Raw genomic sequence first — 24,863 nt, forward strand, 5'->3', positions numbered from 1 at the left:
AAGTTTTTTGATCGTTAATTGATTGTTTTGCGTAAATTAGCAAAACGCCTTATAATTATGGTCATTAAGAGGAAGAAATGGAGTAAATTTAAATGCCACAATCAATTAATACAAAAGTTGATTTAGTTATGGAAGGAACCTCATTTTTGGGGATGACCGATTACGGGAAAATTATGATTGGTAATCACGGATTTGAATTCTTTAATGATCGCGATGTTCGGAAATTTGTTCAAGTTCCGTGGGCCGAAGTGGATTACGTCATCGTTTCGGTTATTTTTAAGGGTAAATGGATTCCAAGATTTGCCATTAAAACAAAGAAAAACGGAACCTATTCATTTTCCGCAAAGGATCCCAAAAAGGTTTTACGTGCTATTCGTAAGTATATTGATCCCAGTCATATTGTGCGTTCTTTGGGTATGTGGGATATCATTAAACGACTCTTTACAAGAAAAAGTCGCAGGTAGAGGTTAAGTAGACCACATCATTCAAAATGTGTTTGATTAAATAAAAGGGGACTTATTTTTATGATTGCATATATTATTGCAGGACATGGCGATTTTGCTGAAAGTATCATGAATTCTTCATTTATGATTTTTGGAAAACAAGAAGAGGTTCAGGCAATTAATTTTCAGCCAAATGAAGATCCGGAAGAATTAGAAGCACAGTACAAAAAAAGTGTGGCTGATTTTTCTTCGGAAGATCAGATTGTATTTTTAGTTGATTTATATGGTGGGACACCATTTAATGTGGCCACACAGATTGTGGCGGAAAATGCAGGCCGAATGACCTTGATTGCGGGTCTGAATTTACCAATGTTAGTTGAAGCATACACTGTTCGTGATCAATCAATTGACACTGTTGTCAATCACTTGGAAAAAACTGCTAAAGCAGGGGTTCGTCATTTAGAAATTCAAGATGGCGATAAATAATGCCAATGGAAATATTATTAGCGCGAGTGGATAGCCGGCTGTTACATGGACAAGTTGCTACCTCATGGACTAAAAGTGTGCATCCTAATCGCATTTTAGTGGTTTCTGACACAGTGGCAAATGACGAGCTCCGAAAGACGTTAATTACACAGGCGGCGCCAATGGGAGTTCCTACAAATGTGATCACCATTGAAAAAATGTTGCGTCTCTACCAAGAGCCAATGTTTGATTCATTTAAGGTTCTACTGTTGACGGAAACAATGCAAGATATGCTGCGTTTAGTTAAGGGTGGTGTTGATTTGCATGCGTTGGGTATCGATGTGGGCAGTTTAGCATTTTCTGAAGGCATGACCATGCTAAATGATACGATTGCAGTCGGTGAAAAAGAAGCAGATGCCATTCGTTCCTTGACTGAGTTGGGATTAAATGTGTTTGCTCAAAAAGTACCGAGTGATGGAAAGAAAGATATCTTGCCAATGCTTGAAAAAAACAAGTTGTAGTGATGAAGATTGTGTCAGTGAGGGAGTGACTTACTGAGACAGTCTTTTTTTGCTGAAAAGCTAATTTATTATAAAGATTTACATGAGAATTTCTTCAAATTCCCCAATCCCCAAAAAGATTGGTAAAATAAAGAAAATAGGTTAAGTGAGGAATGAAAGAATGACGGTACATGTTAAGATTGCAGCAACGGGGCATTACGTTCCTGAACGAATTGTCGATAATTTTGAATTAAGCAAAATTATGGATACTAGCAATGAATGGATTCAGATGCATACAGGAATTCAAACGCGCCACTTTGCCATGCATAATGAGAACACATCTGATTTATGTGTGCAGGTGGGAAACCAACTTTTAAATAAGAGTGGGTTGAAAGCAACAGACATTGACTTGATTTTGGTTTCAACAATCACACCTGATAGTTTAACGCCAGCAACAGCTTGTATTGTTCAGGATAAGCTTGGAGCTAACAATGCGTTTGCAATGGATATTTCAGCAGCTTGTGCTGGTTTTGTATTTGGATTAAGTACAGCCGAAAAGTTCTTAAGATATGGCCGGTACCACAATGCACTCGTTATAAGTGGCGAAACCAATTCTAAGATGATGGATTTCACAGATCGAACTTCCGCAGTTTTCTTTGGGGATGGCGCTGGTGGCGCACTTTTAGAAGTGACGGAAAACCCTGAAGAAGAATTTTTTGTTGATGAAAAATTGCAGAGTGTTGGAAGCCAACATCAAACCATTCACAGTGGCAGAATTGCTCCCATTCAAGAAATAGCAGCAACTAACTATCCAAAACTAGATGCCTTCTATCAAGATGGGCGGTCCGTATTTTCATTTGCGACTGAAACTGTGCCGACGCAAATGAAACAAATTTTGAGTAAGAATCAGTTAAACGCAGATACAATTGACGCGGTTATTTGTCATCAAGCCAATCTTCGGATTATCGAAAAAATTAGCGATGTATTGGCAATTCCAATGTCTAAGTTTCCGGTCAATGTCACGGAGTATGGCAATACCTCATCAGCTGGAATACCAATGGCCTTAGATCAATTAAAACGTGATCCAAAACGGTCAAAAAAGGTTTTATTAACTGGATTTGGGGCTGGTCTCGATTATGCGAGCATGTTGATTAGCTTCTAGGAGGTTATCAGAATTGAAGTTAGAAGATCTCAATAAATTATTAGATAAATTAGAACAAATGAATTTTAGTGAGGTAGAACTTGAAATTGACCAAACTAAAATTCATGTAAAAAAGGGGTTTGATGCCACAACTAAACAAATGGTTTCAGTTAAACCAGAGCAAAGTCAAAGGGATGTAACTTCTGATGAGTTTGTCATTAAAAGTCCCATGGTGGGAATTGTGCACTTCGAAACACCTTTGAAAAATGGCCAGAAAGTGAGTGCCGGTGATGTCGTCGCTCAAATTGAAAGTATGAAATTATTTAATGATGTCACTAGTCCGCGTGGTGGTCTAATTGATGACGTAAGGGTTCAAGATGGTGATTCAGTTGAGTTTGACCAGCCATTATTATCAATAAAAAAGGATAAGTAATTATGTTTAAAAAAGTATTGATTGCGAATCGTGGCGAAATTGCCGTGCGTATCATTAAAGCATGCCATCAATTGAATATCGTAGCTGTGGCTGTATATTCAACAGCCGATCGACAAGCACAATTTGTAAGGCTTGCTGATGAATCTGTCTGCATTGGCCCAGCTAGTGCAAAAAATTCCTATCTTAATCGAGAAGCAATTCTAATGGCCGGAATCAATACAAATGCGGATGCAGTTCATCCAGGATATGGTTTTTTATCTGAAGATGAGCTGTTTGCACAAATGTGTGAAGAATGTGGTATGACGTGGATTGGTCCCCAAGCTAGTCTTATTCATGATTTTTCAGACAAAACAAATTCACGAAGAATTGCTAAACAGCGGGGATTGCCCATTATTCCAGGCTCAGGCATGATTACTAGTGAGACTCAGTTGTATGATCAAGCAAACAAGCTAGGGTATCCAATATTATTGAAAGCTAGTCATGGCGGGGGTGGTAAGGGAATTCGCATGGCAAATTCTGCCAAAGAGTTGTTTGCTAAATATCAAATTGTGAAAGAAGAGGCAGATTCCTCCTTTTTAGACGGGTCGATTTATTTGGAAAGGGATTTTGAAGATGCTCGTCATATTGAAGTTCAAGTGTTAGGACTACCGGATAAACTCTTAATTTTAGGTGATCGGGATTGCAGTTTACAACGTCATCGCCAAAAAATTATTGAAGAAAGTAATGCTAGTGTACTGACAAAACCAGAGCGCCAAGAACTTTACAAACTGGTCCACCAGTTATTGGATGATGCCAATTATCAAAGTCTTGGCACAGTCGAATTTTTGTTGGTTCAACACCAGTTTTATTTTCTGGAGATGAATACCCGCTTACAAGTGGAACATAGTATCACTGAAGAAACCAGTGGTGTTGATATTGTTCAAGCCCAAATAAAAGCTGCGGCACATAATTCTTTAGGATTTTCCTATGTAACTTTTGATGGTCATGCCATTGAATGCCGATTAAACGCAGAAAACGATTTGACAAATTTTGTCTTTGAGACGGGAAAGTTGCAAACATTTTTAATGCCAACGGGAGTTCGTGTGGATACTGGTTTGCAGAGTGGTGATAAAGTCACCCCGTTTTATGATCGCTTGTTGGCAAAAATTATTGTTTATGCTCCGGATCGGGATCAGGCGATTCGACAAATGCAAAAGGCTTTATCCCAAGTGGAAGTTTGTGGTATTGGAACAAATTTAACTGAATTAAAACGCGTGGTGGCCAGTCAAAAATTTGTTACGGATCAGTACGATATTCATTCAGTAGGTAAGCTGATGGAGGAATCAAATCATGAGTCATATGCCTGAAAAAAATAGTTGGCAAGTTTGTCAACATTGTGGGAAACATGTGCATGATTTACAGTGGGCACCGGATTTTCGGTGTCCATTTTGTGGTGTCCTGCAACGATTAACAGCTGACCAACGATTAAAAATCACAGTAGATGCTGGGAGTTGGCAAAAAATTGATTTGAAGTTTCAGACAACTAATTTTTTGAACTTTCCAGGTTATTCGGAAAAATTAAAAAGAGCAAAAACTACAACTGATGACGAAGAGGCTATTAAAATTGGGATCGCCAATATTGGTGGCTTTCCAGTAGCAATGGGTGTGATGGACAGTCACTTCATGATGGGAACTTTGAACACAACGGTAGGTAGTGCCATTAAACAAATCATGCAAATTGCAATTGAACAACAATTACCATTGATTTTTTTCGTTGCTTCCGGTGGAGCTCGAATGCAAGAAGGCATTTTTTCATTACTACAGATGAACACAATCTTAAATCAGTGGCCAGATTTGGAAACAACCAAACATGTTGTGATTAACGTTTTAACTGATCCAACGATGGGGGGTGTTTCCGCAAGTTTTGGATTTAAAGCAGATTATGTTCTGGCAGAGGATCACGCTCAAATTGGTTTTGCTGGGAAAAGAGTCATTGGCCAAACCACCCATGAAAAGCCTGCAGAGAATTTTCAAACGGCAGAAGATTTGCTGACCCATGGGTTGGTGGATCAAGTTGTAGCACGTGAGAATATGAGAACTAAGTTGATTACGCTGTTGCGTTTACATAGTGGGGATGATGTTCATGACTAAAACGCTAGAAGAAAAAATTAAGTTAATTCGTTCACCCAATCGTTTGACGGCCCGGCAAGTTATCAGGCAATTAATTTCAGATTTTTTTGAAGTTCACGGGGATCGGTTGCTGGGAGATGATCCAGCATTAACTGCTGGAATTGGGCTCTTTCACAAACAACCAGTGAATGTTTTGGGAATTAATCGGGGAAGCAACATTCAGCAACGGCGCGAATTAAATGGTGGCGCTGTGCGTGTGACTGGTTACCGCAAAGCATTACGAGTCGTTGAAGCGGCGGAGAAGTTTAAACGGCCTGTTATTTCACTCATCAACATGCCTGGCGCAGATGCCAGTGCATTTTCAGAAGAACATGGACAAAGTGAGGCAATTGCAGATCTTATTTTAAAAATGGGTCAGCTAAGCGTGCCTAACGTTGCCTTATTTTTAGGTGAAGGCCATAGTGGAGGTGCGTTAGCGTTTAGTAATGTCAATCAAATTTTAATGCTGGAAAATGCTTTGTTTTCGGTGGCTTCACCAGAAGCGGTACAAGCCATTTTAAAAAACCGGAACAAAACACAAGATGCCAGTGAGTTTATGCCAATGACTGCTCAGCAATTAAAAAAAATCGGGTTAGTAGATCAGATAGTAGTGGAGTCCCCGTCGAATACTTTGATGGACAGGATAGATAAAGCTATAGTAAATTCTTTGAACGAACTAGAGAAATTGAATGGCTTGCAGTTAAAGACGCAACGGTTTAAGAAATTTGAAAATATTACGCAGATATAGCTTATTTCAAGCAAAAAAAGAGAAGTACTTCAATAAAAGTTGAAGTGCTTCTCTTTTTTGTTTGGTTAAACGTTATGGTCCAGTTGGGGCGCCTGTATAAGAACTGTCACTGCTAGAGGTGCTATATCCATATGAGTCAGTACTAGTACTAGTCGATGTGCTGGCAGAACTCTGCTCACTAGTCGATGAACTGGTTGTATCTGTGCTTGAGCTTGAAGCTGTGAGCTTTTTAGTTTTGGACAGCCCTAATTCTTTTCGAATCTTATTTGAAATTTTCCGACGTTCGGCCATGGAAGCAACTTGATAAGATAAACCGTCAATTGTTTTGCTTGTTCCTTCCAATGTGTCAGACTTAACATGATGAGAGGCGTTCTTGTAATCGAAACGCAGTGCCAACATATCGTTGAAAGTTAGATTCGTTTTCATGTTCTTTTGGATAGAATTCATAATCTTTTGGAAACGAGTGACTGATGAGATTGAGAGGGCCTTTTTAACAATGGCCAAAATGACTTGGCGTTGTCGTTTTTGACGACCGTAATCACCGTTAGGATCATCGTAACGCATTCTTGAATAAGAAAGGGCTTCTTTACCTGTCAGATGAGTTTTAACACCTTTTTTCACGTTGGCTGAACCATATTTAAAGGTTAGAGGTGGTGTGACATCTACACCGCCAACTGAATTAACTAGTTCTTTAAGACCACCCATATTCATCACAACATAAAAATCGATTGGCACATCAAGTAAATTTTGAACTGTCTTAATCGATTGGGTTGCGCCGCCAATATTATATGCAGCGTTGATTTTTTGAGTCGTGTTATTAATGGTGACTTCCGTATCACGCGGAATACTTGTCATATAGGTCGTCTTTTTTTGAGCGTTTAATGAGGCCACAATCATTGTGTCACTCAAGCCTTTGTTTTTTCGTCCAAGGGCACCAGTATCGGTTCCCAAAATTAAAACGTTAAGTGGGTCCTTATTTTTGATTACCTTTGCAACGTTTCGAACGGTCGGTGTTTTTACTTTTTGATATGCCTGTTTTGCTGTTTTTTGGGCACTTGTGTACATGGTGTAAGCTTTAACACCACCAGCGGCCAATAAAAGCAGAGCAATAATGCCAATACTCCACCAAATTTTTTTGTGCGATTTTTTAGAGCTCTTCATGTGTTTCTCACTCACTAAGGTGAACCTCTTTTCAATTATTTAATTTTAAAAATTAAAACGTTTTCCTCGTGGTTACATCATATTTTGGCGGCCTTTTTATGAAAACAAGCTATGAAAATATGCTATACTAATCATTGTTGCACTTATCATACACCATCTAGGGAAGGGATAAAATCACAATTTTTATACATAGTATTCAAGGCGTTATCATAATTATTGTGATGATTGCCGTTGGATATATTCTGTCTTGGCGAAAGTGGTTTGATGAAAGTTCCTCAAAACTGATCGCAAAATTAGTTACTCAAATTGCTTTGCCTGCCTACATGATTAGCACGATTACAAATGATTTTACTGCAAAAAAGCTACTAAGTACACTACCAGATTTGCGTTTTCCGGTTTTGTCGATGTTAATTTTATTTGCATTAGCTGCTGTTTTGTACCGGGTCATGCAAATAAAAGAGCAACATAAGGGACTATTTGAATCAATGTTTTTAAATTCTAACACAGTTTTCATTGGGTTACCTGTGAATATGGCACTTTTTGGGAACCGCAGCTTACCATATGTGTTAGTTTATTATATGGCAAACACCACAATCTTTTGGACGTTAGGTGTTTGGCTGATTCAACGGGATGGTACGGAAACTGAAAAATTTAGTTTAAAGACGACATTAGGGAAGATCTTTTCACCACCGCTTCTCGGTTTTATTTTGGGTGTGTTGTTGGTTATTTTTCATATCCAACTCCCACAATTTATCTTAACGGATTGCCAGTACATTGGCGGATTAACAATCCCACTATCTATGTTCTTTATTGGGATTGCGATTCAACGAGCTGGTATTCAAAACGTCAAAATTAACCGTGATAGTTTAGGGGTTTTGTCTGGAAGATTTATTTTTGCGCCCATTCTCATGAGTCTTTTGGTATTGCCAATGCCTGTGCCAGTGTTAATGAAACAAGTTTTCATTTTACAGTCTGCAATGCCAGTTATGACAAACGCACCAGTGGTTGCAAAATTATATCATGCCGATGAAAAGTATGCGGCCATCATGGTTACGGAAACCACACTTTTGAGTTTGATTGTCATTCCATTATTAATGATGTTTGTTAAGTCTGGATTGGTTACTTAAGATTTTGTAAAGATATAGTAGGAAAAGAACTTTAGTTTAAAATATTTGGGAGATAATAAAGAAATTGAGAAAAACAGTCGGTTACATTAGTTTTTCAACTTTAATGTTTAGTTTGATGGAGATTGCCTTAAAAATGGCGGGCGGCGCATTTGATCCAATTCAATTGAATCTGATTCGTTTTGCAGTAGGTGGATTAGTTTTACTACCAATCGCTTTGAATTCTCTAAAAAAACAGCAACGTAAGCTGAATTGGAAAGATTTAAGGTTGTTCGGGATTACTGGATTTATCTGTGTCATCATTAGTATGACATTGTATCAATTGGCAATTGTTTATTCACCGGCAGCAACAGTTGCAGTATTGTTTAGTTGCAATCCAGTGTTTGCCTTAATTTTTTCGTATTTAATCTTGCATGAACGTTTAGGACGTGCTAATTTAATTTCAGTAGTTGTTTCAGTAATCGGACTGTTGGTTATTGTTAACCCTGCACATTTAACAAATGTCGTGGGACTAACCTTAGGGGTCACTTCGGCATTAACGTTTGGGTTATACAGTATCATTTCCCGTTATGGTTCTCAAAAACGAGATTTAAACGGGATCGTAATGACTTGTTTTACCTTTTTAACCGGGACAGTTGAGTTGTTGGCCATTGTCTTGTTAACGCATGTTTCAGCTATCGGTCGTTCAATGGGTCAAGTTAGTTATCTTAAGCAGTTTGTCAATATTCCCGTTTTCGAGAATATTAGTTGGCAGTACTTACCATTGCTCTTCTTCATTGGTGTTTGTGTCACTGGTGGTGGATTTGCATTTTACTTCTTGGCAATGGAGACATCAGATGTTTCAACTGCTTCACTTGTATTCTTTATCAAACCAGCACTGGCACCTGTACTGGCAACACTGATTTTGAGTGAACAAATTACATTACCAACCATTATTGGAATTGTGATTATTTTGATGGGATCAGTGATTACATTTATTGGTAATCGTTCTAAATCAATTCGTTCCGAAATGGGACAACCAGTTTATCCTGAAAAAGAAGATCAAACTGATTCAAATGACTTAATTGGAAAAGTCGAAAGCTTTAATTCAAATGTTGAAGATGAGGATTAAAAATGACGGATTTAGTCTTATTGCGACATGGTCAAAGTGTAGCTAACCGCGATAATGTCTATACAGGTTGGAGTGATGTACCACTTACCGAACAGGGTAGGCAAGAAGCACATCAAGCTGGTAATCTTATTTTGCAAACGGGGATTCAGTTTGAGGATGTCCATACCTCGATGCTAAAAAGAGCAATCACCACTGCAGACATTGTGATGGATGAGATGCATCAAAATTGGTTGCCAATTCATAAAACATGGCGTTTAAATGAACGGCATTATGGGGCTTTACGTGGACAAAATAAGGACGAAACCCGAAAAACATATGGTGTCCATCAGGTTGCTTTGTGGCGACGAAGTTTTAAAGCCGTCCCACCACTTTTAGCGACAACTGAATCAGATCGTCGCTACGTGGAGTTGGGTGATGTTGAGCCACGGGGCGAGAGCCTTGAAATGGCCTATAATCGGTTACTGCCGTATTGGATGGATAAGATTGCACCAAAGCTTTTAGAAGGTAAAAATCAGCTTGTTGTGGCTCATGGAAGTACCTTGCGAGCCTTAATTAAATATTTGGAACAAATTAGTGACGAAGGTATCGATGGGGTTGAAGTCGCTAATGGAGAACCCATTATTTATCAATTCGATGAAGAATTAAATATTATTAGTAAAGAAGTTTTAGACTAAATTAGTAAGGGCGGGTGACCTATGAATTTCAGAGGTGCCTGTCTTTTTTGATTATCTGATGTTGGTTTAGAAAGGTAGAAAACTACATAATACAGAACTAACAAAAAATAGGTAAAGCTGTCAGTCAGAAATTCACCTGACTTTCGCTTCACCTATTTTTATCGAACTAATCGCTTTGTTTCGTTCACTAATGGACAGTTCCACACAGCAGTTTCATAATTATAAGTAAGATTCCTGCGGGATTGCGATCCCCACCTCCATCTCACTTATAATTACGAAATTAAACACCGTGTTTCACTCACTATTAGGACAACTCCACAACACAAGTCCAAATAAATAAGAACGCCTACAGCAGGAATTCTCCTGCTTACAGCGCTCTTATTTATTTGGACTTTAACGTGTTGTTTCGTTCATTAATCCTTATATGCCAATGCACCCATTGGATCCCATGGCAATAATTGAGTTGGTTCCTCTGCTTGTGCCTTACGTTGGTCTTCTGTTAAGAATTGTTTGTCCACAACGACTTGGTAGCAATATTCGCTCATCCATTCGTCAGTCATGACCATATAACCCTTAGTTCCAACTTTTTCGCCCCAGCTGTTTTCGACTTTCCATTTCTTTGGTTCGCCGTCAACCAAGTCAACACCAGTAATAACCATCGCGTGAGTCATCAAGCTTTCGCTGTAATCCAAACGTTCTGCCTTAGACATTGATAAATCAATATCAAACAAAGCTTCTTCATCATAAACGCCAAGATCCAATAAACCACGTTTTCTTGGTTCTGAATGCTGACCGACATCACAACCAAACCAAACACTATGACCAGCCTTAAGTTGGTTGATAGCAGCTTGCTTGAAGTCATGCATATTTAAGTTTAAATGCTTAACCTGACGACCACCCACAACATTACCCAACATTTCGATTGAGTATGTGTGGTTAAATGGTTTGTCATCTGTAGGCGCATTGATGATTGAAACATAGTTCTTAAGGTCCCAACCAACAAACTTTTCAAAGAATGACTTAGGTGTTAATCCAGCTTCACGATGGAAGTTTTTGTCATCATCACGGTATTCCCAGTCAAATGTTGTAGGTGGTTCACCAAAGCTGTATGAAGCCATGCGGTAAACTTCTTCCAACATTTTTTCTTTACGTGACTGAACTTGCTCATCTGAAGTTTCAGCATTGTTGACAAGTTCGCGTAATTCAACGGCATCTTTACGAAGTTTTTCGTTTAATAAAGTGTTGAATTCGTTTGATTTGTTACTGTTGTAAGTTTCGGGGTAAACAGATTCAGGGACAATGCCATATTTATCAATGAGGGCACATAACATGTCCCATTGACCACCATCACCTTGAGGTTCGTTTAACAACCATGAAACCTTACGATCTGAGGTTGGTTTGTCAGCAGTAGCGATGACATTTTCGTAGAACCAGTTTGACTTTTCAAACTTGTCCCAGAAGAAAGTGTAGTTTTGAGAAAGTTCAAAATCTTTGATCTTGAATTCTTCAGATAAATGATGACGCATCGTGTTCAATGCGGCAAACATCCAACAACGGCCACTTTGCTTCTGATTGGCAACAGCACCTGTCTCTAAGTCAATTGAGAAAACGGGACTGAAATCAGCACCGCCACGAAGGCCTTCGCTAGCCGCTAAGATACCGTTCTTAGTAACCGCGCGTTCAAGGACTTTAGACTTGTTTTGTTCGTTATAATTTTTTGCGTAACGAGCAACTTGATCTTTAGAAATACTATTATTACTCAATTTGTTCACTCCTAACCTTTAATATATAAACATTGTAGTCGAAAAAGAATAATTAGTAAATGCTTAAATCTTGATTAAAAACTCTTTAGGGACGGGCTTGAATAACCTCGGGACCGTTCTGGCGACCCACAATGATGGTATTCACCATATCTAAGAACAGGCCCTGTTCAACGATCCCAACCTGTTTGATCAGATAATCAGCCAATTCGTGAGGATGTTCAATTTTGCCTAGATGTAAGTCGATGACGTAGTTTTTTGAATCGGTTAGGACATTTTTGCCAGCCTCGTCTAATCGAAATTCAGGATGGAGGTTTTTAGCGGCAAGCTTTTTATAAACCTGTTGACTACCATAGGGAATGACTTCTAAAGGAAGTGGAAATTTTCCAAGCGTCTGAACCATTTTTGATTCATCCACAATCCACATGACTTTTGTTGAGTTAGTTGCGACAATTTTTTCAAAAAGATGAGCCGCACCGCCACCTTTAATGCCCTGAAAATCTGCACTAATTTCGTCGGCTCCATCAATTGTGAGATCAATGTGGTCAACTTCATCAACCGACTTTACTTCGATGCCCAGTGATCCGGCCTGTTTAGCTGTCCGATTAGAGGTAGGGACCCCAATAACATGAAGATTTTCGTTTTTTACACGTTCACCTAGGGCATCAACCATGAATTTTACGGTTGATCCAGTTCCAAGACCCACAACGGTGTTATCTTGAATAAATTTGACAGCTTCTTGACCAACTAATTTTTTGAGTTCATTTTGATCCATTACTTTTCTCCTTTTCTTTTTGAACTTCTGCTTCCGAATGATTTTCAATTAAAGCTTGGTATTCCAAGTGCTTTTTCAAATAAGCACGGGCATATGGACAGAGTGGATAGATTTTCTTGTTCTGTTGTTTTGCAAAATTTAGCATTTCAATCATGAGCTGCTGTGCCATGCCTTGCCCACGTAATGCTGGATTCACAAAAACTTGTTCAATAACTAAGGTTTGGTCATCACGGATTGGAAAATAGGTGACGCACCCGCCAATTTTATCTTGATAGTTAAAACTAATTTTCTGACCATCATTAGTGAATTTCATCCCAACACTTCCTTGTCAAATTGTTAATTCCCCTTAATTGTCACCTCCGAATTTTGCAAAGTCAATTAGGAAACTTAAATTTCCCTATTTTTTAAATGAATTAGTTTACAAAACGGCATTTCAAACGGATAATATACAAAGATTGAACCTTTTAATGCGAAATTAATCATTAGATGAATAAGAAGGGAATTTTTAAGTATGAAGCGTGGTTTTGAAATTGTTTCTAAATATCAAGATAAAAATCTCAATCTTCCATATCGATCCACAGAGCACGCAGCGGGTTATGATTTTGAGGCGGCTGAAGATTTTGTTTTACCCTCTATTTGGAAAGGTAACTTTTTAAAGGTGCTCTGGTCACTACATCATAAGCGACCAGTCAGTGAAACTGACTTGGTGAATGGTAGTAAGGACCTAAAGCCCTTCTTGGTTCCAACCGGAATTAAAGCATATATGCAAGATGACGAGTTTTTGTTGGCCGCAAATCGTTCTAGCAGTCCTTTGAAACGAGGAGTGATACTGCCAAATGGTGTAGGGATTATTGATGCGGATTACTATAATAATGCTGGCAATGAAGGTGAAATTTACTTTCAACTCATTAATATGGGGTTAAGAGATATTACCATTAAAAAAGGTGAACGGATTGGACAGGGAATCTTCATGTCCTATTTACAGGCCGACGGAAAAGATGAACGAGCTGAAAAACGAGTAGGTGGTTTTGGTTCATCTGGTAAGTAGTTAGTTAAAGATTTATAAAGATATTTTCAAACCAATTGTTTTGGTAAGAATATGCTAAAATTGAAGGGAGCAGATACTACTATGGCAAAAGAAAAGACTCAGTTTGTCTGTCAAAATTGTGGCTACGTTTCGCCTCGATTTTTAGGCCGGTGTCCAAGTTGTGGTCAATGGAACACTTTGGTTGAAGAGCGGGTTGAAAGCGAAAAAGTTAATCACAAAGCTCGAGTTAGTTTCGAAGGTAACCGAGCCAAACCGCAACTAATTAGCCAAGTTGATATGAGTGAAACTCCCCGTGTAAAAACAGGTTTGGATGAGTTTAACCGAGTTTTAGGCGGTGGTATTGTAACTGGATCACTTGTTTTGATTGGTGGTGATCCAGGAATCGGAAAATCAACATTGCTTTTGCAAATTTCTGGTCAACTAAGCGAAACAAAGCATCGCGTTTTATATGTATCTGGGGAAGAAAGTGCTGCCCAAATCAAAATGCGTGCCGACCGTTTACATGTTGCTAGTGAGAATTTTTATTTGTTCCCAGAAACTGACATGAATAGCATCCAAGCGGCTATCAAAGAACTCAAACCAACCTATGTGATTATCGATTCGATTCAGACAATGCAGGAGCCGGATATCCAATCTGCTGTTGGTAGTGTAGCGCAAGTTCGTGAGATCACTGCCGAACTGATGCAGATTGCAAAAACTAACAATATTACAATTTTTATTGTCGGTCATGTGACTAAGGGCGGTGCAATTGCGGGGCCGAAGATCTTGGAGCATATGGTGGATACAGTTCTTTACTTTGAAGGCGATTTGCATCACACTTATCGAATTCTTCGGGCCGTAAAGAACCGATTTGGTTCAACTAATGAACTGGGAATTTTTGAAATGCGTGAAACGGGTTTGCAAGAGGTTGCCAATCCTTCAGAAATTTTCTTGGAAGAACGGCTAAAAGATGCTACGGGTTCCGCCATCGTGGTTTCAATGGAAGGGACACGACCAATTTTGGTTGAAGTCCAAGCTTTAATCACGCCCACTACTTTTGGTAATGCAAAACGCACAGCTAGTGGACTGGATCATAACCGAGTTTCTTTGATTATGGCAGTTTTGGAAAAACGGGCTAATTTTTTGCTGCAGAACCAAGATGCGTATTTAAAAGCTGCCGGTGGTGTCAAGTTGGATGAACCGGCAATTGATTTAGCTATTGCAATTAGTATTGCGTCTAGTTACCGCGATAAAGGAACGGACCCGATGGATGCATTTGTGGGTGAAATTGGATTGACGGGTGAAATTCGCCGGGTAAACCGAATTGAACAACGGGTGGCTGAGGCTCAAAAGCTGGGCTTCAAACGTATTTATTTGCCTAAAAACAACCTTCAAGGATGGACACCACCAACTGGTATCGAGGTTGTGGGTGTCGCAACTTTGTCAGATGCGTTGCGAAGAATTTTTAAATAGTAGGTTTAAATTTGAAAGGAGGGATGTTTAATGAAAAGGAATATTATTAAGGCCGTTTTTGCGTTAGCAGGTGGTGCGCTAGGTGCTATTTTGTTACCACCATTATGGCTGTTATTGTCGTTAGGTAATCATTGGTGGCTAAGTAATTCAGTTACAAATTTCGTGGTTGGAGCAATTATTTTCTTTATTATTTCACTGTTCTTAGCCGGCTACATTGAACGATTAGTAAGTCGCTTAGAAAAACAGATTTCAAAGATTCCACCGGTCCGTTTGCTATATGGAAGCTTATCAACGGTTGTTGGGCTGGTTTTGGCAATTTTGATTTCAACATTGTTTTATCGTCAACAAATCTTCTTTTTGAATACTGTTGTACCCATCATTTTCATGTTGACTTTGGGTTACTTGGGATTTCGGATTGGAACCACACAGGCTGACGAATGGCGTAAATTGTTCACGCGTCGTAAGGAACCTGAGAATGCCAAAAACGTCTTAGATCGCAAGTATTCAGATAATTTTCATCACTATAAAATTTTGGATACCAATATTTTGATTGACGGTCGAATTTATGATTTGATTAAGACTGGTTTTATTGAGGGAACGCTACTGGTTCCTAACTTTGTTTTGTATGAATTACAATATATTGCGGATTCTTCAGACAGTATCAAACGAGTACGTGGTCGTCGTGGTTTGGATATTTTAAACAAATTACAAAGTGATCATGTTATCCCGGTGGAAATGTATGAAGGTGATTATGAAGAAATTGATGAAGTCGATAGCAAACTTATTCGATTGGCAAAGGATAAGGATGCGGTGATTGTCACCAATGACTATAATCTCAACAAAGTGAGCCAATTTCAAAATGTTCAAGTATTAAATATTAACGCTCTAGCCAATGCATTGAAACCACGGGTCATTCCCGGTGAAAACCTGCATGTGATGGTGGTTAAAAACGGAACAGAACGGCAACAAGGAGTTGCGTATTTGGATGATGGTACCATGGTTGTGGTTGAAGAAGGTAAGTACTTCATTAATCAAGAATTGGATGTTGTTGTCACAAGTGCGCTTCAAACAGATGCCGGGCGAATGATTTTCGCAAAACCGTTACATTCGACACGAGGAATTAGTGAGCGTAACTCAGAAAATAGCTAAGATTGTGGCTTTATTTATTTGAGTGGCAATTGTACAATTGATTAAGCAATAAAATGTGAAAAACTTAGAAAGAGGCGTTAATTTTGGCAAAAAGTAAGATTCGTGTTCGTTATGCACCAAGTCCTACTGGTCATTTGCATATTGGAAATGCACGAACAGCTCTGTTTAATTATCTGTTTGCACGTCATTACAAGGGCAAGTTTATTATTCGAATTGAGGATACGGATACCAGCCGTAATATCAAGGATGGTGAACGTAGTCAGCTGGACAATCTAAAATGGTTGGGGCTGGATTGGGATGAAGGTCCCGATAAGCCTGGTGATTATGGTCCTTATCGTCAGTCTGAACGAAAGGCTATATATGAACCTTTGATTCAAGAGTTGTTGGACAAAAATTTGGCTTATGAATCTTATGAGACAGAAGAAGAGCTTCAAAAACAACGTGAAGAACAAAAGGCACGTGGCGAAATGCCTCGTTATGTTTATGAATACGCTGGGATGAGCGATGACGAAATCAAAGCTAAAATTGCTGAATCTAAGGCAGCTGGTTTAGAACCAGTTATTCGTTTCCGCGTTCCAGAACACAAAACTTATACCTGGGATGACATTGTTAAGGGCAATATTTCATTTGACTCAAGTACAATTGGTGGCGATTTTGTCATTCAAAAGCGCGATGGGATGCCAACGTATAACTTTGCCGTTGTGGTGGATGACCATAAAATGGAAATCTCGCATGTCTTCCGTGGTGATGATCATGTTGCCAACACGCCAAAACAATTGATGATCTATGAAGCATTTGGCTGGCAGCCACCCAAGTTTGGTCATATGAGTTTAATCATAAATAATGAGACTGGCAAAAAGTTAAGTAAACGTGATGAGAGTGTACTTCAGTTTATCGAACAGTACCGTTCACTCGGTTATTTACCAGATGCTATGTTAAACTTCATTGTTTTGCTTGGTTGGTCACCAGTTGGTGAAAGTGAAATCTTTACCCAACGTGAATTAATTAAAATGTACGATGAAAAACGTTTGAGTAAGTCACCTGCAACTTTTGATGGCAAAAAATTGGAATGGATCAATAACCAATACGTCAAGACGGCTGATGAAGATAAAGTGATGGATTCCGCTTTGCGTCAATTGATAAAGGCTGGTAACATTGAAAAAAATCCTGAACCAGAACGGGTTGAGTGGGCACGTAAATTAATTAACGTTTATAAACGTCAAATGAGTTATACTGCGCAAATTAATGAAATGGCTGATTTGTTCTTCAATGGTCCTGATGAGATCAATGAAGAAGCGAAGCAAGAAATTTCGGCAGACACTGCCTTGCCAGTTTTAAAGGCAATGTATGCTCGGTTTGATAAGATGGAAATCTTTGATACAGTCGAAATTTTAGCTGCTATTAAGGCGGTTCAAAAAGAAACTGGTGTTAAAGGGCGTGCGTTATGGATGCCAATTCGAATTGCCATTACCCATGAAATGCATGGACCAGAATTACCAGAAACCATTGAACTTTTGGGTCAAAAGACCGCAATGTCTCACTTGAAAGCAATGATTGATGAACTGGATAAGTAATAAAAAAGGATTGTGGGAGATGAGTTTCTTCACACAATCCTTTTTTAGGTGGTTTCTGGGATATGTGATAAAATCAAAACAGAATATAAAATGAAAAGAGGCCGTTTGAATGATAAACGTTTATAATACAATGACGCGACGAAAAGAAGCGTTTCAGCCCATCACTCCCGGGATTGTGAACATGTATGTTTGTGGTCCCACTGTATATAATTACATTCATATCGGTAATGCACGTAGCATCATTGCGTTTGACACAATCCGACGCTATTTTGAGTATCGTGGTTTTAAAGTGAATTTTGTTTCTAATTTTACCGATGTTGATGATAAAATGATCAATACCGCTAAAAAAGAAGGGACAACGGTTCCCAAATTAGCTGATAAATTTATTCAGGATTTCATGGAAGATAGTCGCGCAATTAATGTGGAACCGGCAACTATGAACCCCCGGGCAACCGAAAATATCGCAGAAATCATCGATTTTATCCAGGTTTTGCTCGATAAAGGTTATGCATATGTGTCTGACGGGGATGTTTATTATCGAACTCGCAAATTTAAAAAGTATGGTGAACTTTCGGGCCAAAATATTGATGATTTGGAACAAGGCGCCAGTGAACATGTAAATGATGAAGAAACAGCCCGTAAAGAAGATCCCATTGATTTTGCGTTATGGAAAGGTGTCAAAGCAGACGAAATTTCTTGGGAAGCACCTTGGGGTAAAGGTCGTCCGGGTTGGCACATCGAGTGTTCCGTAATGGCCACAAAGTACCTAGGTGAAACCATTGATATTCATGCTGGTGGTGAAGATTTAGAGTTTCCCCATCATGAAAATGAGATTGCACAAAGTGAGGCCAAAACTGGTAAAACCTTTTCTAATTATTGGATGCATAACGGTTTTGTCACGGTTGGCGACGAAAATGAAAAAATGAGTAAGTCGTTAGGCAACTTTGTGACTGTTCACGATATTATCAAAGAAATGGATCCCCAAATTCTCCGTTTGTTTATGGCGACTACCCAGTATCGTCGTCCAATTCAATATACACGAGAAAATTTGACTGAAGCTGGTAATAATTTAGCTAAACTGCAAAATGCCTTTGCCAATCTAAATTATCGTTATGCAGATGCAATTGATGGCGAAGATCCCGAAATAGCAATGCGGGTTAAGGAATTAACTGACGATTTCAATCAGGCTATGGATGATGATTTTAATGCCCAAAATGGGATTGCGGTTGTGTATGAATTGACCAAAGTTTTAAATGTGTATAGTGAACGCGAAACCGTTAAACGAAACTCACTAGATTTGTTAAAAGCTCGATTTATTGAACTGGTAAGTATTTTTGGAATTAAATTAGAAGAAACAAAATTAGAAGATGAAACGATTAAACAACTCATTACACAACGCGATCAAGCCAGAGAAAACAAGGACTTTCAACGTAGTGATGAAATTCGGGATCAATTAAAAGACCAGGGAATTATCTTGGAGGACACCCCTCAAGGAACTCGGTGGAAAAGGGAATAATATCGAATGACAGAATATGACGATTATAAACAATTAAATGGCATTGCATTAGCGTACTTAGGTGATGCAGTATACGAAGTTTACATCAGAAGACACTTGATTCAAAAAGGCCTGACAAAGCCAACTAAGCTCCATCATACGGCAACCAACTTTGTTTCGGCAAAGGCACAGGCAGCTTTAATTGATGCCATGAAGGCGCAAAAAATCTTAACTGAAACTGAAGAAGCGTATTTTAAACGGGGCCGTAATGCTAAAAGTCATACTTCCGCTAAAAACACTTCCGTTTTGACGTATCGGATTTCCACAGGGTTTGAAGCACTAATGGGGTATCTTTCTTTAAGTGGTCAGCAGGAACGCTTAGATTGGCTTGCTAACTGGTGTATTGCACAAGTAGAGGAAGGAAAAATTACACATGCCACAAAGTAAAAACGAAGATCAGAATGCAGCAGAGACGCAAGGTGATTTTATTATTGGCCGTCATCCAGCAGTTTCCGCTTTAAAGTCGCAACAAACAATCAATAAAGTGTTCATTCAAGAAGGCTTAAAAGCAGATGCAATTCACGATATTGTCAAACTTGCAGAAAAACGCAAACTTATTGTGTCACAGGTGCCTAAACATAAGTTAGACCATTTATCTGATGGACAAAATCATCAAGGCGTCGTACTTGCCATTGCAGCTTTTGAGTATGCTGATTTGGACGATGTTTTCAAAAAAGCCAGTGATAAAGACGAAGCGCCATTTGTCGTTATCTTGGATAATATTGAAGATCCACATAATTTGGGTTCAATTTTACGAACTGCTGATGCCGCAGGGGTTCATGGTGTGATTATTCCAAAACACCGTGCAGTTGGCTTGACTAGTACCGTGGCAAAAACGTCAGCAGGGGCCATTGAGCACGTGCCGGTTGTGCGCGTCACAAACTTGGTCAATACTGTTAAAGAATTAAAAAAGCGCGGCATGTGGATCTTTGGTACTGATATGGATGGTACTGATTATCGTAAATGGGATGCAAAAGGATCAGTAGGCTTAATCATTGGTAATGAAGGTAAAGGAATCTCACCTTTATTGAAGAAACAGGTTGATGAAACATTGACCATTCCGATGGTGGGGCAAGTGCAAAGTTTGAATGCCAGTGTTGCGGCAAGTTTATTAATTTATCAAGGATTTTCAACACGCCATTCTTTATAAAAAGTACGACAAAAAATTCGATTACTCCGACAAAAGTAAAGTTTACTGCGAGGTTTTACAGTGAATTTTGCTTTTTTTGTGGCTATAATCCGCGTCATATCAACGATTTAAACGTGTGTTCCCTTGCCAGCCAAATACTTAATCTGGTATATTATTTTCTCGAGGAGGCTGGTTAGGAGTGACACATGACAAACAACACGTACGAAACTGAGTTAAGTTTAATTGATAAAGCAAAATATGGGGATTCTACAAGCTTTGAGCTATTATTTCATCAGTACAGTCCAATCGTGCTTCACATTAAGGAAAAGTATTTTTTACGAGGATACGAATTGGATGATTGGTTACAGGAGGGAAGGGTGTCTTTCTTTAATACGATCGCGAACTACGACAGTGAACGGCATATTACATTAGGAAAATTCTTTCAAACCAATTTTCAAAATCGGGTCTGCAGTCTTATTCGTCGAGAAATGGCCTTCAAACGGCGTTCAGATTTATTTAGCAATTCTCTGGAGGCAATGCAAGAAGAGAATAGTGACTGTGAGCGTTTGTTCATGACCAAACATGGTGGACCACACGAAATGGCAGTATTGAAGGAAGATTGTGAACGCTATTGTTCAGATCTTTCTGGGTTTGAAGCACAAGTTTTTCGTCACTTTTTTGCCGGAAAAGATTCAGCAGAGATTGCGACTATTCTAAATTGTGATCGTTCAAAAGTTTTAAACGCAATTAGTCGGTGTCGCAGCAAGTTTGAACAACGTGTTTCTCATGATCGGTAAATAAAAATAGGACTCAGGTCCTATTTTTTACTGTCATCAATTTTATTAATTGGTTGAAATTGACATGGTGGAGCTGGCATGATAAAGTTAGATTTGATTAATTAGGGAGATAAATTATGTCGCAAAAACAAATTGCTTTAGCATGTTCAGTTTGTGGATCACGGAACTATACAGTTGCGGCGAATCCAAACAGAACTACAAGATTAGAAGTTAAAAAGTATTGTAAACACTGCAACAAACACACGTTACACCGAGAAACACGCTAGGAGGAAAGTTCAATGAAATTTATTAAAAGTGTTATACAAGAGATGCATGATGTGACCTGGCCAAATGCACACCAGCTCCGCAAAGATGCTTCTTCTGTCATTGGACTCTCAGTATTCTTTGTTGCTTTCTTTGCACTGGTGGACTGGTTAGTTCAACTTTTTCTTGCTTTATTCCAGTAAAAGCATGGCACTAGATCGTTTTTTTTGATACAATAACTGTGTTGGAACTTCGTGTAGACGGAGTTTTTTTATTTTGTTTAAAATCAAAGGAGAAATACAATTGGAAACAGCTGCAAAAAATTGGTATGTTTTGCATACCTATTCAGGATATGAAAACAAAGTCAAAGCTAACTTGGAATCTCGTTCTCTATCAATGGGAATGCAAGATAATATTTTCCGAGTAGTTGTTCCTGAAGAAGAGGAACATGAAAACAAAAATGGCAAAGACAAGGTTACAATGAAAAAGGAATTTCCTGGATATGTTTTAGTGGAAATGGTCATGAGCGATCAAGCTTGGTACATCGTGCGAAACACTCCTGGTGTTACTGGCTTTGTAGGCTCACATGGTTCAGGTAGTAAACCATCTCCATTGTTGCCAGATGAAGCAGAACGAATTCTTCGTCATTTGGGGATGTCAGTACGGCATGCCACAATTGAAGTTGAAGTTGGGGAAACGGTCAAAATTGTTGATGGTGCTTTCTCTGGATTGACCGGGAAAATTACTGAAGTCGACAATAAAAATATGAAATTGAAAGTTAATATCAACATGTTCGGTCGTGAAACGAGTACAGAGCTTGATATGGAGCAAATTGACAAACTGGATTAGGGGTTTGTCCTTTTGATAATTACATGGTATACTTTTAAAGTATGCTTTTGTGCATATGTAAGCGTGGGAGAGGAAATTTAAATCCTCATCATACCACACACGGACTTATAAGGAGGTATGTCTCGTGGCAAAAAAAGTAGCTAACGTTGTAAAATTGCAAATTCCTGCCGGAAAAGCAACTCCGGCTCCACCAGTTGGTCCAGCTTTAGGACAAGCAGGTATTAATATTATGGGATTCACAAAGGAATTTAATGCACGTACAGCTGATCAAGCTGGCATGTTAATTCCTGTTGTAATCACAGTTTATGAAGATCGTTCATTCGATTTCGTTACAAAGACTCCACCTGCTTCTGTTCTCTTGAAGAAAGCTGCCGGTGTTGAACATGGTTCTGGTGAACCTAACACAAACAAGGTTGCAACTGTAACCAAGGATCAAGTTAAGGAAATCGCCGAAACAAAAATGCAAGATCTAAACGCTGCAAACGTAGAGTCTGCAATGCGCATGGTCGAAGGTACTGCACGCAGCATGGGCTTTGAAGTTAAAGACTAAGTTGTTGTAGTCGGATACTCCATTAAAATGGATGTATCAAGTGGGAGGAAAATCCGATAAAACCACATTTGCAAGGAGGAAAACACAGATGGCAAAAAGAGGTAAAAAGTATCAAGATGCCTTAAAGCAAGTTGATACAACAAAAGCATATGCACCAAAGGAAGCTTTGGACTTAGTTAAGAAAATGGATTTTGCTAAGTTTGACGCAACTGTAGAAACAGTTTTCAAATTAAATGTAGATACAAAACAAGCTGATCAACAATTACGTGGCGCTGTTGTTTTACCAAATGGTACAGGTAAAGAACAAACAGTTATTGTTTTTGCTAAAGGTGAAAAAGCTAAAGATGCCGAGGCAGCTGGCGCAGACGTTGTGGGTGACAATGATTTAGTTCAACGTATCCAAGGCGGCTGGCTTGATTTCGATGTTGCAATTGCAACACCTGATATGATGGCTCAGGTTGGACGTTTAGGTCGGGTTCTTGGACCCAAAGGTTTAATGCCTAACCCTAAGACCGGAACAGTTACAATGGATGTAACCAAGGCTGTTACAGAATCTAAAGCTGGAAAAGTTACTTACAGAACTGATCGTGATGGTAATGTTCATGTGCCAATTGGTAAGGTGTCATTTGATGCTGACAAGTTACTTGGTAATTTGACAGTTATTGAAGATACAATCGTTCGTGCACGTCCTGCTTCTGTTAAAGGAACATACGTACAAAACGTTTCTGTAGCTTCAACATTTGGCCCTGGTGTCCATGTTGATTTATCACAGTTTTAATTAATTGTGTATTGACATAGATAGCTTTTCTATGGTAACTTTGATTAGTAAATTATAATAAAATTTGCCTAAGACTCAGGTGACGAGTGATCGTCTTAATTTTTTGCCTGCCGAGGAACGTAGAAATGTAAATTTCCGTATCCCGTCTGGGTGCGGATTTTTTTATAATTAAAAAATTGCTGGAGGTGAAATTTAATGAGTAAAGAAGCAATCGCTAAAAAATCTGCAATTGTTGATACAGCTGTTGATTATTTTAGCAAAGCCGCTTCCGCAATCGTTGTTGATTCACGTGGATTGACTGTTGCAGAAGACACAGAGTTACGTAAGGAATTGCGTGATGCTGGTGTTACGTTGCATGTAATTAAAAACAAAATTTTAACTCGTGCTGCTGAAAAAGCTGGTTACAAAGGGTTAAACGATATTTTTGTTGGCCCAAGTGCTGTTGCATTCTCTGATGAGGACCCAGTTGCACCTGCAAAGGTTTTGAAAAAGTTTGCCGACGAACATGACGCACTTACACTTAAGGGTGGCATGATCGAAGGAAAAGTAGCTACACTTGATGAAATTAACACATACGCTTCAATGCCTAGTCGTGAAGACTTGCTCAGCATGCTTGCTAATGTATTACAAGCACCTGTACGTAATGTTGCTTATGCTGTTAAAGCTGTTGCAGATAAAAAGTCTGAAGAAGACGCTGCATAATTAAATTAGACAAATATAATGGAGGAAACAAAAATGGCATTAGATAAAGACCAATTTATTGAAGACTTAAAAGGTGCTTCAATTACTGACTTAAATGACTTAGTTAAAGCTATCGAAGACGAATTCGGTGTTTCAGCTGCTGCTCCAGTTGCTGCCGCAGGTGCTGCTGGTGGCGATGCTGCTGCAAAGACAACATTCACTGTTGAATTAACAGAGGCTGGATCAGCTAAAGTTAAAGCAATCAAGGCTGTTCGTGAAATCACTGGCCTTGGCTTGAAAGATGCTAAGGACCTTGTTGACAAGGCACCTTCAGCAATCAAAGAAGACGTTTCAGAAGACGAAGCAAACGATGTTAAAGCTAAGCTTGAAGAAGCTGGCGCTACAGTTACTGTTAAATAATCTGTTAACATCCAAAAAGAACTCACAATTGTGGGTTCTTTTTTTATCTTCAAATAAACTTCGAATCCATTATTGACATTGGGAGAAGTGAATGTTAAGTTAAGTAAAAGTTAAAAATATTAGATGTTGATGAGAAGAGTAAGATTGGAAACCTT

The 24,863-nt window shown here is 38.9% G+C and carries 30 protein-coding genes and 1 other annotated feature; of the genes, 26 read left to right on the forward strand and 4 right to left on the reverse strand.

The window, feature by feature from the left end; translation table 11 throughout:
• The first annotated feature begins 92 nt into the window (after positions 1-92).
• The 8 genes from PPA04_RS06130 to accA all read left to right on the forward strand — a co-directional run bounded on the left by PPA04_RS06130 (position 93) and on the right by accA (position 5,878).
• Complete coding sequence (locus PPA04_RS06130; RefSeq protein ID WP_057784543.1) at positions 93-464, forward strand: DUF956 family protein; 372 nt, start codon at positions 93-95, stop codon at positions 462-464.
• Between the two features lie 60 nt (positions 465-524).
• Positions 525-929 carry a PTS sugar transporter subunit IIA gene (locus tag PPA04_RS06135; protein WP_057784542.1) on the forward strand — a complete coding sequence of 135 codons (405 nt, stop codon included), beginning with the start codon at positions 525-527 and terminating at the stop codon, positions 927-929.
• A complete protein-coding gene (locus PPA04_RS06140) occupies positions 929-1,429 on the forward strand; it encodes a PTS sugar transporter subunit IIB (protein WP_057784541.1) in 501 nt (166 codons plus the stop codon). The genes PPA04_RS06135 and PPA04_RS06140 overlap by 1 nt, the downstream gene beginning before the upstream one ends.
• Before the next feature lie 160 nt (positions 1,430-1,589).
• Positions 1,590-2,570 carry a beta-ketoacyl-ACP synthase III gene (locus tag PPA04_RS06145; protein WP_057784540.1) on the forward strand — a complete coding sequence of 327 codons (981 nt, stop codon included), beginning with the start codon at positions 1,590-1,592 and terminating at the stop codon, positions 2,568-2,570.
• Between the two features lie 13 nt (positions 2,571-2,583).
• Entirely contained in the window at positions 2,584-2,982 is a 399-nt protein-coding gene (locus PPA04_RS06150; protein ID WP_057784539.1) for an acetyl-CoA carboxylase biotin carboxyl carrier protein, read from the forward strand.
• A 2-nt stretch (positions 2,983-2,984) separates the two neighbouring features.
• Complete coding sequence (locus tag PPA04_RS06155) at positions 2,985-4,328, forward strand: acetyl-CoA carboxylase biotin carboxylase subunit (protein WP_057784538.1); 1,344 nt, start codon at positions 2,985-2,987, stop codon at positions 4,326-4,328.
• Positions 4,312-5,112, forward strand: coding sequence for an acetyl-CoA carboxylase carboxyltransferase subunit beta (locus tag PPA04_RS06160; RefSeq protein ID WP_057784537.1), 801 nt, complete (start codon positions 4,312-4,314; stop codon positions 5,110-5,112). Before PPA04_RS06155 ends, PPA04_RS06160 begins: the two co-directional genes overlap by 17 nt.
• Positions 5,105-5,878, forward strand: a complete 774-nt coding sequence (gene accA / locus PPA04_RS06165) for a carboxyltransferase subunit alpha (protein ID WP_057784536.1) — start codon at positions 5,105-5,107, stop codon at positions 5,876-5,878. The genes PPA04_RS06160 and accA overlap by 8 nt, the downstream gene beginning before the upstream one ends.
• A gap of 72 nt (positions 5,879-5,950) precedes the next feature.
• Here accA and PPA04_RS06170 read toward each other — a convergent pair whose 3' ends face one another.
• Complete coding sequence (locus tag PPA04_RS06170; RefSeq protein WP_229923092.1) at positions 5,951-7,054, reverse strand: LCP family glycopolymer transferase; 1,104 nt, start codon at positions 7,052-7,054, stop codon at positions 5,951-5,953.
• A gap of 158 nt (positions 7,055-7,212) precedes the next feature.
• On the opposite strand from PPA04_RS06170, the gene PPA04_RS06175 reads away from it, so the two are divergent.
• The 3 genes from PPA04_RS06175 to PPA04_RS06185 all read left to right on the forward strand — a co-directional run bounded on the left by PPA04_RS06175 (position 7,213) and on the right by PPA04_RS06185 (position 9,948).
• On the forward strand, positions 7,213-8,166 hold the full coding sequence (locus tag PPA04_RS06175) for an AEC family transporter (protein WP_057784535.1): 954 nt from the start codon (positions 7,213-7,215) through the stop codon (positions 8,164-8,166).
• A 64-nt stretch (positions 8,167-8,230) separates the two neighbouring features.
• Positions 8,231-9,274: a DMT family transporter gene (locus PPA04_RS06180; RefSeq protein ID WP_057784534.1), complete on the forward strand. Its 1,044-nt coding sequence runs from the start codon at positions 8,231-8,233 to the stop codon at positions 9,272-9,274.
• Positions 9,275-9,276: 2 nt separating this feature from the next.
• Positions 9,277-9,948, forward strand: a complete 672-nt coding sequence (locus tag PPA04_RS06185; RefSeq protein ID WP_057784533.1) for a 2,3-bisphosphoglycerate-dependent phosphoglycerate mutase — start codon at positions 9,277-9,279, stop codon at positions 9,946-9,948.
• Positions 9,949-10,361: 413 nt separating this feature from the next.
• Here PPA04_RS06185 and PPA04_RS06190 read toward each other — a convergent pair whose 3' ends face one another.
• The 3 genes from PPA04_RS06190 to PPA04_RS06200 all read right to left on the reverse strand — a co-directional run bounded on the left by PPA04_RS06190 (position 10,362) and on the right by PPA04_RS06200 (position 12,796).
• Complete coding sequence (locus tag PPA04_RS06190) at positions 10,362-11,696, reverse strand: C1 family peptidase (protein WP_229923094.1); 1,335 nt, start codon at positions 11,694-11,696, stop codon at positions 10,362-10,364.
• Between the two features lie 100 nt (positions 11,697-11,796).
• Positions 11,797-12,483, reverse strand: coding sequence for a ribose-5-phosphate isomerase RpiA (gene rpiA, locus PPA04_RS06195; RefSeq protein ID WP_057784531.1), 687 nt, complete (start codon positions 12,481-12,483; stop codon positions 11,797-11,799).
• Entirely contained in the window at positions 12,470-12,796 is a 327-nt protein-coding gene (locus tag PPA04_RS06200) for a GNAT family N-acetyltransferase (RefSeq protein WP_057784530.1), read from the reverse strand. The genes rpiA and PPA04_RS06200 overlap by 14 nt, the downstream gene beginning before the upstream one ends.
• A gap of 198 nt (positions 12,797-12,994) precedes the next feature.
• On the opposite strand from PPA04_RS06200, the gene PPA04_RS06205 reads away from it, so the two are divergent.
• The 15 genes from PPA04_RS06205 to rplL all read left to right on the forward strand — a co-directional run bounded on the left by PPA04_RS06205 (position 12,995) and on the right by rplL (position 24,708).
• Positions 12,995-13,531: a dCTP deaminase/dUTPase family protein gene (locus PPA04_RS06205; protein ID WP_057784529.1), complete on the forward strand. Its 537-nt coding sequence runs from the start codon at positions 12,995-12,997 to the stop codon at positions 13,529-13,531.
• An 81-nt stretch (positions 13,532-13,612) separates the two neighbouring features.
• Complete coding sequence (radA, locus tag PPA04_RS06210; RefSeq protein ID WP_057784528.1) at positions 13,613-14,983, forward strand: DNA repair protein RadA; 1,371 nt, start codon at positions 13,613-13,615, stop codon at positions 14,981-14,983.
• Between the two features lie 30 nt (positions 14,984-15,013).
• The gene (locus tag PPA04_RS06215; protein WP_057784527.1) at positions 15,014-16,132 is read left to right on the forward strand and encodes a PIN/TRAM domain-containing protein; all 1,119 of its coding nucleotides are present in this window, start codon (positions 15,014-15,016) and stop codon (positions 16,130-16,132) included.
• Between the two features lie 83 nt (positions 16,133-16,215).
• Positions 16,216-17,706 (forward strand): glutamate--tRNA ligase, encoded by a 1,491-nt coding sequence (gene gltX, locus PPA04_RS06220; protein WP_057784526.1) that lies wholly within the window; start codon positions 16,216-16,218, stop codon positions 17,704-17,706.
• A 109-nt stretch (positions 17,707-17,815) separates the two neighbouring features.
• Positions 17,816-19,222, forward strand: coding sequence for a cysteine--tRNA ligase (gene cysS / locus PPA04_RS06225; protein WP_057784525.1), 1,407 nt, complete (start codon positions 17,816-17,818; stop codon positions 19,220-19,222).
• A gap of 6 nt (positions 19,223-19,228) precedes the next feature.
• The gene (locus PPA04_RS06230; protein WP_057784524.1) at positions 19,229-19,648 is read left to right on the forward strand and encodes a Mini-ribonuclease 3; all 420 of its coding nucleotides are present in this window, start codon (positions 19,229-19,231) and stop codon (positions 19,646-19,648) included.
• Positions 19,635-20,411 (forward strand): 23S rRNA (guanosine(2251)-2'-O)-methyltransferase RlmB, encoded by a 777-nt coding sequence (gene rlmB / locus PPA04_RS06235; protein ID WP_057784523.1) that lies wholly within the window; start codon positions 19,635-19,637, stop codon positions 20,409-20,411. The genes PPA04_RS06230 and rlmB overlap by 14 nt, the downstream gene beginning before the upstream one ends.
• Before the next feature lie 185 nt (positions 20,412-20,596).
• Complete coding sequence (locus PPA04_RS06240) at positions 20,597-21,187, forward strand: sigma-70 family RNA polymerase sigma factor (protein ID WP_057784522.1); 591 nt, start codon at positions 20,597-20,599, stop codon at positions 21,185-21,187.
• A 116-nt stretch (positions 21,188-21,303) separates the two neighbouring features.
• Entirely contained in the window at positions 21,304-21,453 is a 150-nt protein-coding gene (gene rpmG / locus PPA04_RS06245) for a 50S ribosomal protein L33 (protein ID WP_084254274.1), read from the forward strand.
• A gap of 12 nt (positions 21,454-21,465) precedes the next feature.
• Entirely contained in the window at positions 21,466-21,633 is a 168-nt protein-coding gene (gene secE / locus PPA04_RS06250) for a preprotein translocase subunit SecE (RefSeq protein ID WP_057784521.1), read from the forward strand.
• A 100-nt stretch (positions 21,634-21,733) separates the two neighbouring features.
• Positions 21,734-22,279 (forward strand): transcription termination/antitermination protein NusG, encoded by a 546-nt coding sequence (nusG, locus tag PPA04_RS06255; RefSeq protein ID WP_057784520.1) that lies wholly within the window; start codon positions 21,734-21,736, stop codon positions 22,277-22,279.
• Positions 22,280-22,403: 124 nt separating this feature from the next.
• Entirely contained in the window at positions 22,404-22,829 is a 426-nt protein-coding gene (gene rplK, locus PPA04_RS06260; protein ID WP_057784519.1) for a 50S ribosomal protein L11, read from the forward strand.
• Between the two features lie 88 nt (positions 22,830-22,917).
• Positions 22,918-23,607: a 50S ribosomal protein L1 gene (gene rplA / locus PPA04_RS06265; RefSeq protein WP_057784518.1), complete on the forward strand. Its 690-nt coding sequence runs from the start codon at positions 22,918-22,920 to the stop codon at positions 23,605-23,607.
• A 49-nt stretch (positions 23,608-23,656) separates the two neighbouring features.
• Positions 23,657-23,779: a sequence feature (ribosomal protein L10 leader region), on the forward strand.
• A gap of 23 nt (positions 23,780-23,802) precedes the next feature.
• Positions 23,803-24,309: a 50S ribosomal protein L10 gene (gene rplJ, locus PPA04_RS06270; RefSeq protein ID WP_057784517.1), complete on the forward strand. Its 507-nt coding sequence runs from the start codon at positions 23,803-23,805 to the stop codon at positions 24,307-24,309.
• Positions 24,310-24,342: 33 nt separating this feature from the next.
• On the forward strand, positions 24,343-24,708 hold the full coding sequence (gene rplL / locus PPA04_RS06275) for a 50S ribosomal protein L7/L12 (protein ID WP_057784516.1): 366 nt from the start codon (positions 24,343-24,345) through the stop codon (positions 24,706-24,708).
• The last annotated feature ends 155 nt before the right edge of the window (positions 24,709-24,863 follow it).

It is taken from the genome of Pediococcus parvulus, assembly GCF_007990205.1.
Taxonomy (GTDB): Bacteria; Bacillota; Bacilli; order Lactobacillales; family Lactobacillaceae; genus Pediococcus; species Pediococcus parvulus.

Coding starts and splice junctions, on each gene's coding strand:
- PPA04_RS06130 (WP_057784543.1), top strand. CDS start 93: ATGCCACAATCAATTAATACAAAAGTTGATTTAGTTATGGAAGGAACC.
- PPA04_RS06135 (WP_057784542.1), top strand. CDS start 525: ATGATTGCATATATTATTGCAGGACATGGCGATTTTGCTGAAAGTATC.
- PPA04_RS06140 (WP_057784541.1), top strand. CDS start 929: ATGCCAATGGAAATATTATTAGCGCGAGTGGATAGCCGGCTGTTACAT.
- PPA04_RS06145 (WP_057784540.1), top strand. CDS start 1,590: ATGACGGTACATGTTAAGATTGCAGCAACGGGGCATTACGTTCCTGAA.
- PPA04_RS06155 (WP_057784538.1), top strand. CDS start 2,985: ATGTTTAAAAAAGTATTGATTGCGAATCGTGGCGAAATTGCCGTGCGT.
- PPA04_RS06160 (WP_057784537.1), top strand. CDS start 4,312: ATGAGTCATATGCCTGAAAAAAATAGTTGGCAAGTTTGTCAACATTGT.
- accA (WP_057784536.1), top strand. CDS start 5,105: ATGACTAAAACGCTAGAAGAAAAAATTAAGTTAATTCGTTCACCCAAT.
- PPA04_RS06185 (WP_057784533.1), top strand. CDS start 9,277: ATGACGGATTTAGTCTTATTGCGACATGGTCAAAGTGTAGCTAACCGC.
- rpiA (WP_057784531.1), bottom strand. CDS start 12,483: ATGGATCAAAATGAACTCAAAAAATTAGTTGGTCAAGAAGCTGTCAAA.
- PPA04_RS06200 (WP_057784530.1), bottom strand. CDS start 12,796: ATGAAATTCACTAATGATGGTCAGAAAATTAGTTTTAACTATCAAGAT.
- PPA04_RS06205 (WP_057784529.1), top strand. CDS start 12,995: ATGAAGCGTGGTTTTGAAATTGTTTCTAAATATCAAGATAAAAATCTC.
- radA (WP_057784528.1), top strand. CDS start 13,613: ATGGCAAAAGAAAAGACTCAGTTTGTCTGTCAAAATTGTGGCTACGTT.
- PPA04_RS06215 (WP_057784527.1), top strand. CDS start 15,014: ATGAAAAGGAATATTATTAAGGCCGTTTTTGCGTTAGCAGGTGGTGCG.
- cysS (WP_057784525.1), top strand. CDS start 17,816: ATGATAAACGTTTATAATACAATGACGCGACGAAAAGAAGCGTTTCAG.
- PPA04_RS06230 (WP_057784524.1), top strand. CDS start 19,229: ATGACAGAATATGACGATTATAAACAATTAAATGGCATTGCATTAGCG.
- rlmB (WP_057784523.1), top strand. CDS start 19,635: ATGCCACAAAGTAAAAACGAAGATCAGAATGCAGCAGAGACGCAAGGT.
- PPA04_RS06240 (WP_057784522.1), top strand. CDS start 20,597: ATGACAAACAACACGTACGAAACTGAGTTAAGTTTAATTGATAAAGCA.
- rpmG (WP_084254274.1), top strand. CDS start 21,304: ATGTCGCAAAAACAAATTGCTTTAGCATGTTCAGTTTGTGGATCACGG.
- secE (WP_057784521.1), top strand. CDS start 21,466: ATGAAATTTATTAAAAGTGTTATACAAGAGATGCATGATGTGACCTGG.
- rplA (WP_057784518.1), top strand. CDS start 22,918: ATGGCAAAAAGAGGTAAAAAGTATCAAGATGCCTTAAAGCAAGTTGAT.
- rplJ (WP_057784517.1), top strand. CDS start 23,803: ATGAGTAAAGAAGCAATCGCTAAAAAATCTGCAATTGTTGATACAGCT.
- rplL (WP_057784516.1), top strand. CDS start 24,343: ATGGCATTAGATAAAGACCAATTTATTGAAGACTTAAAAGGTGCTTCA.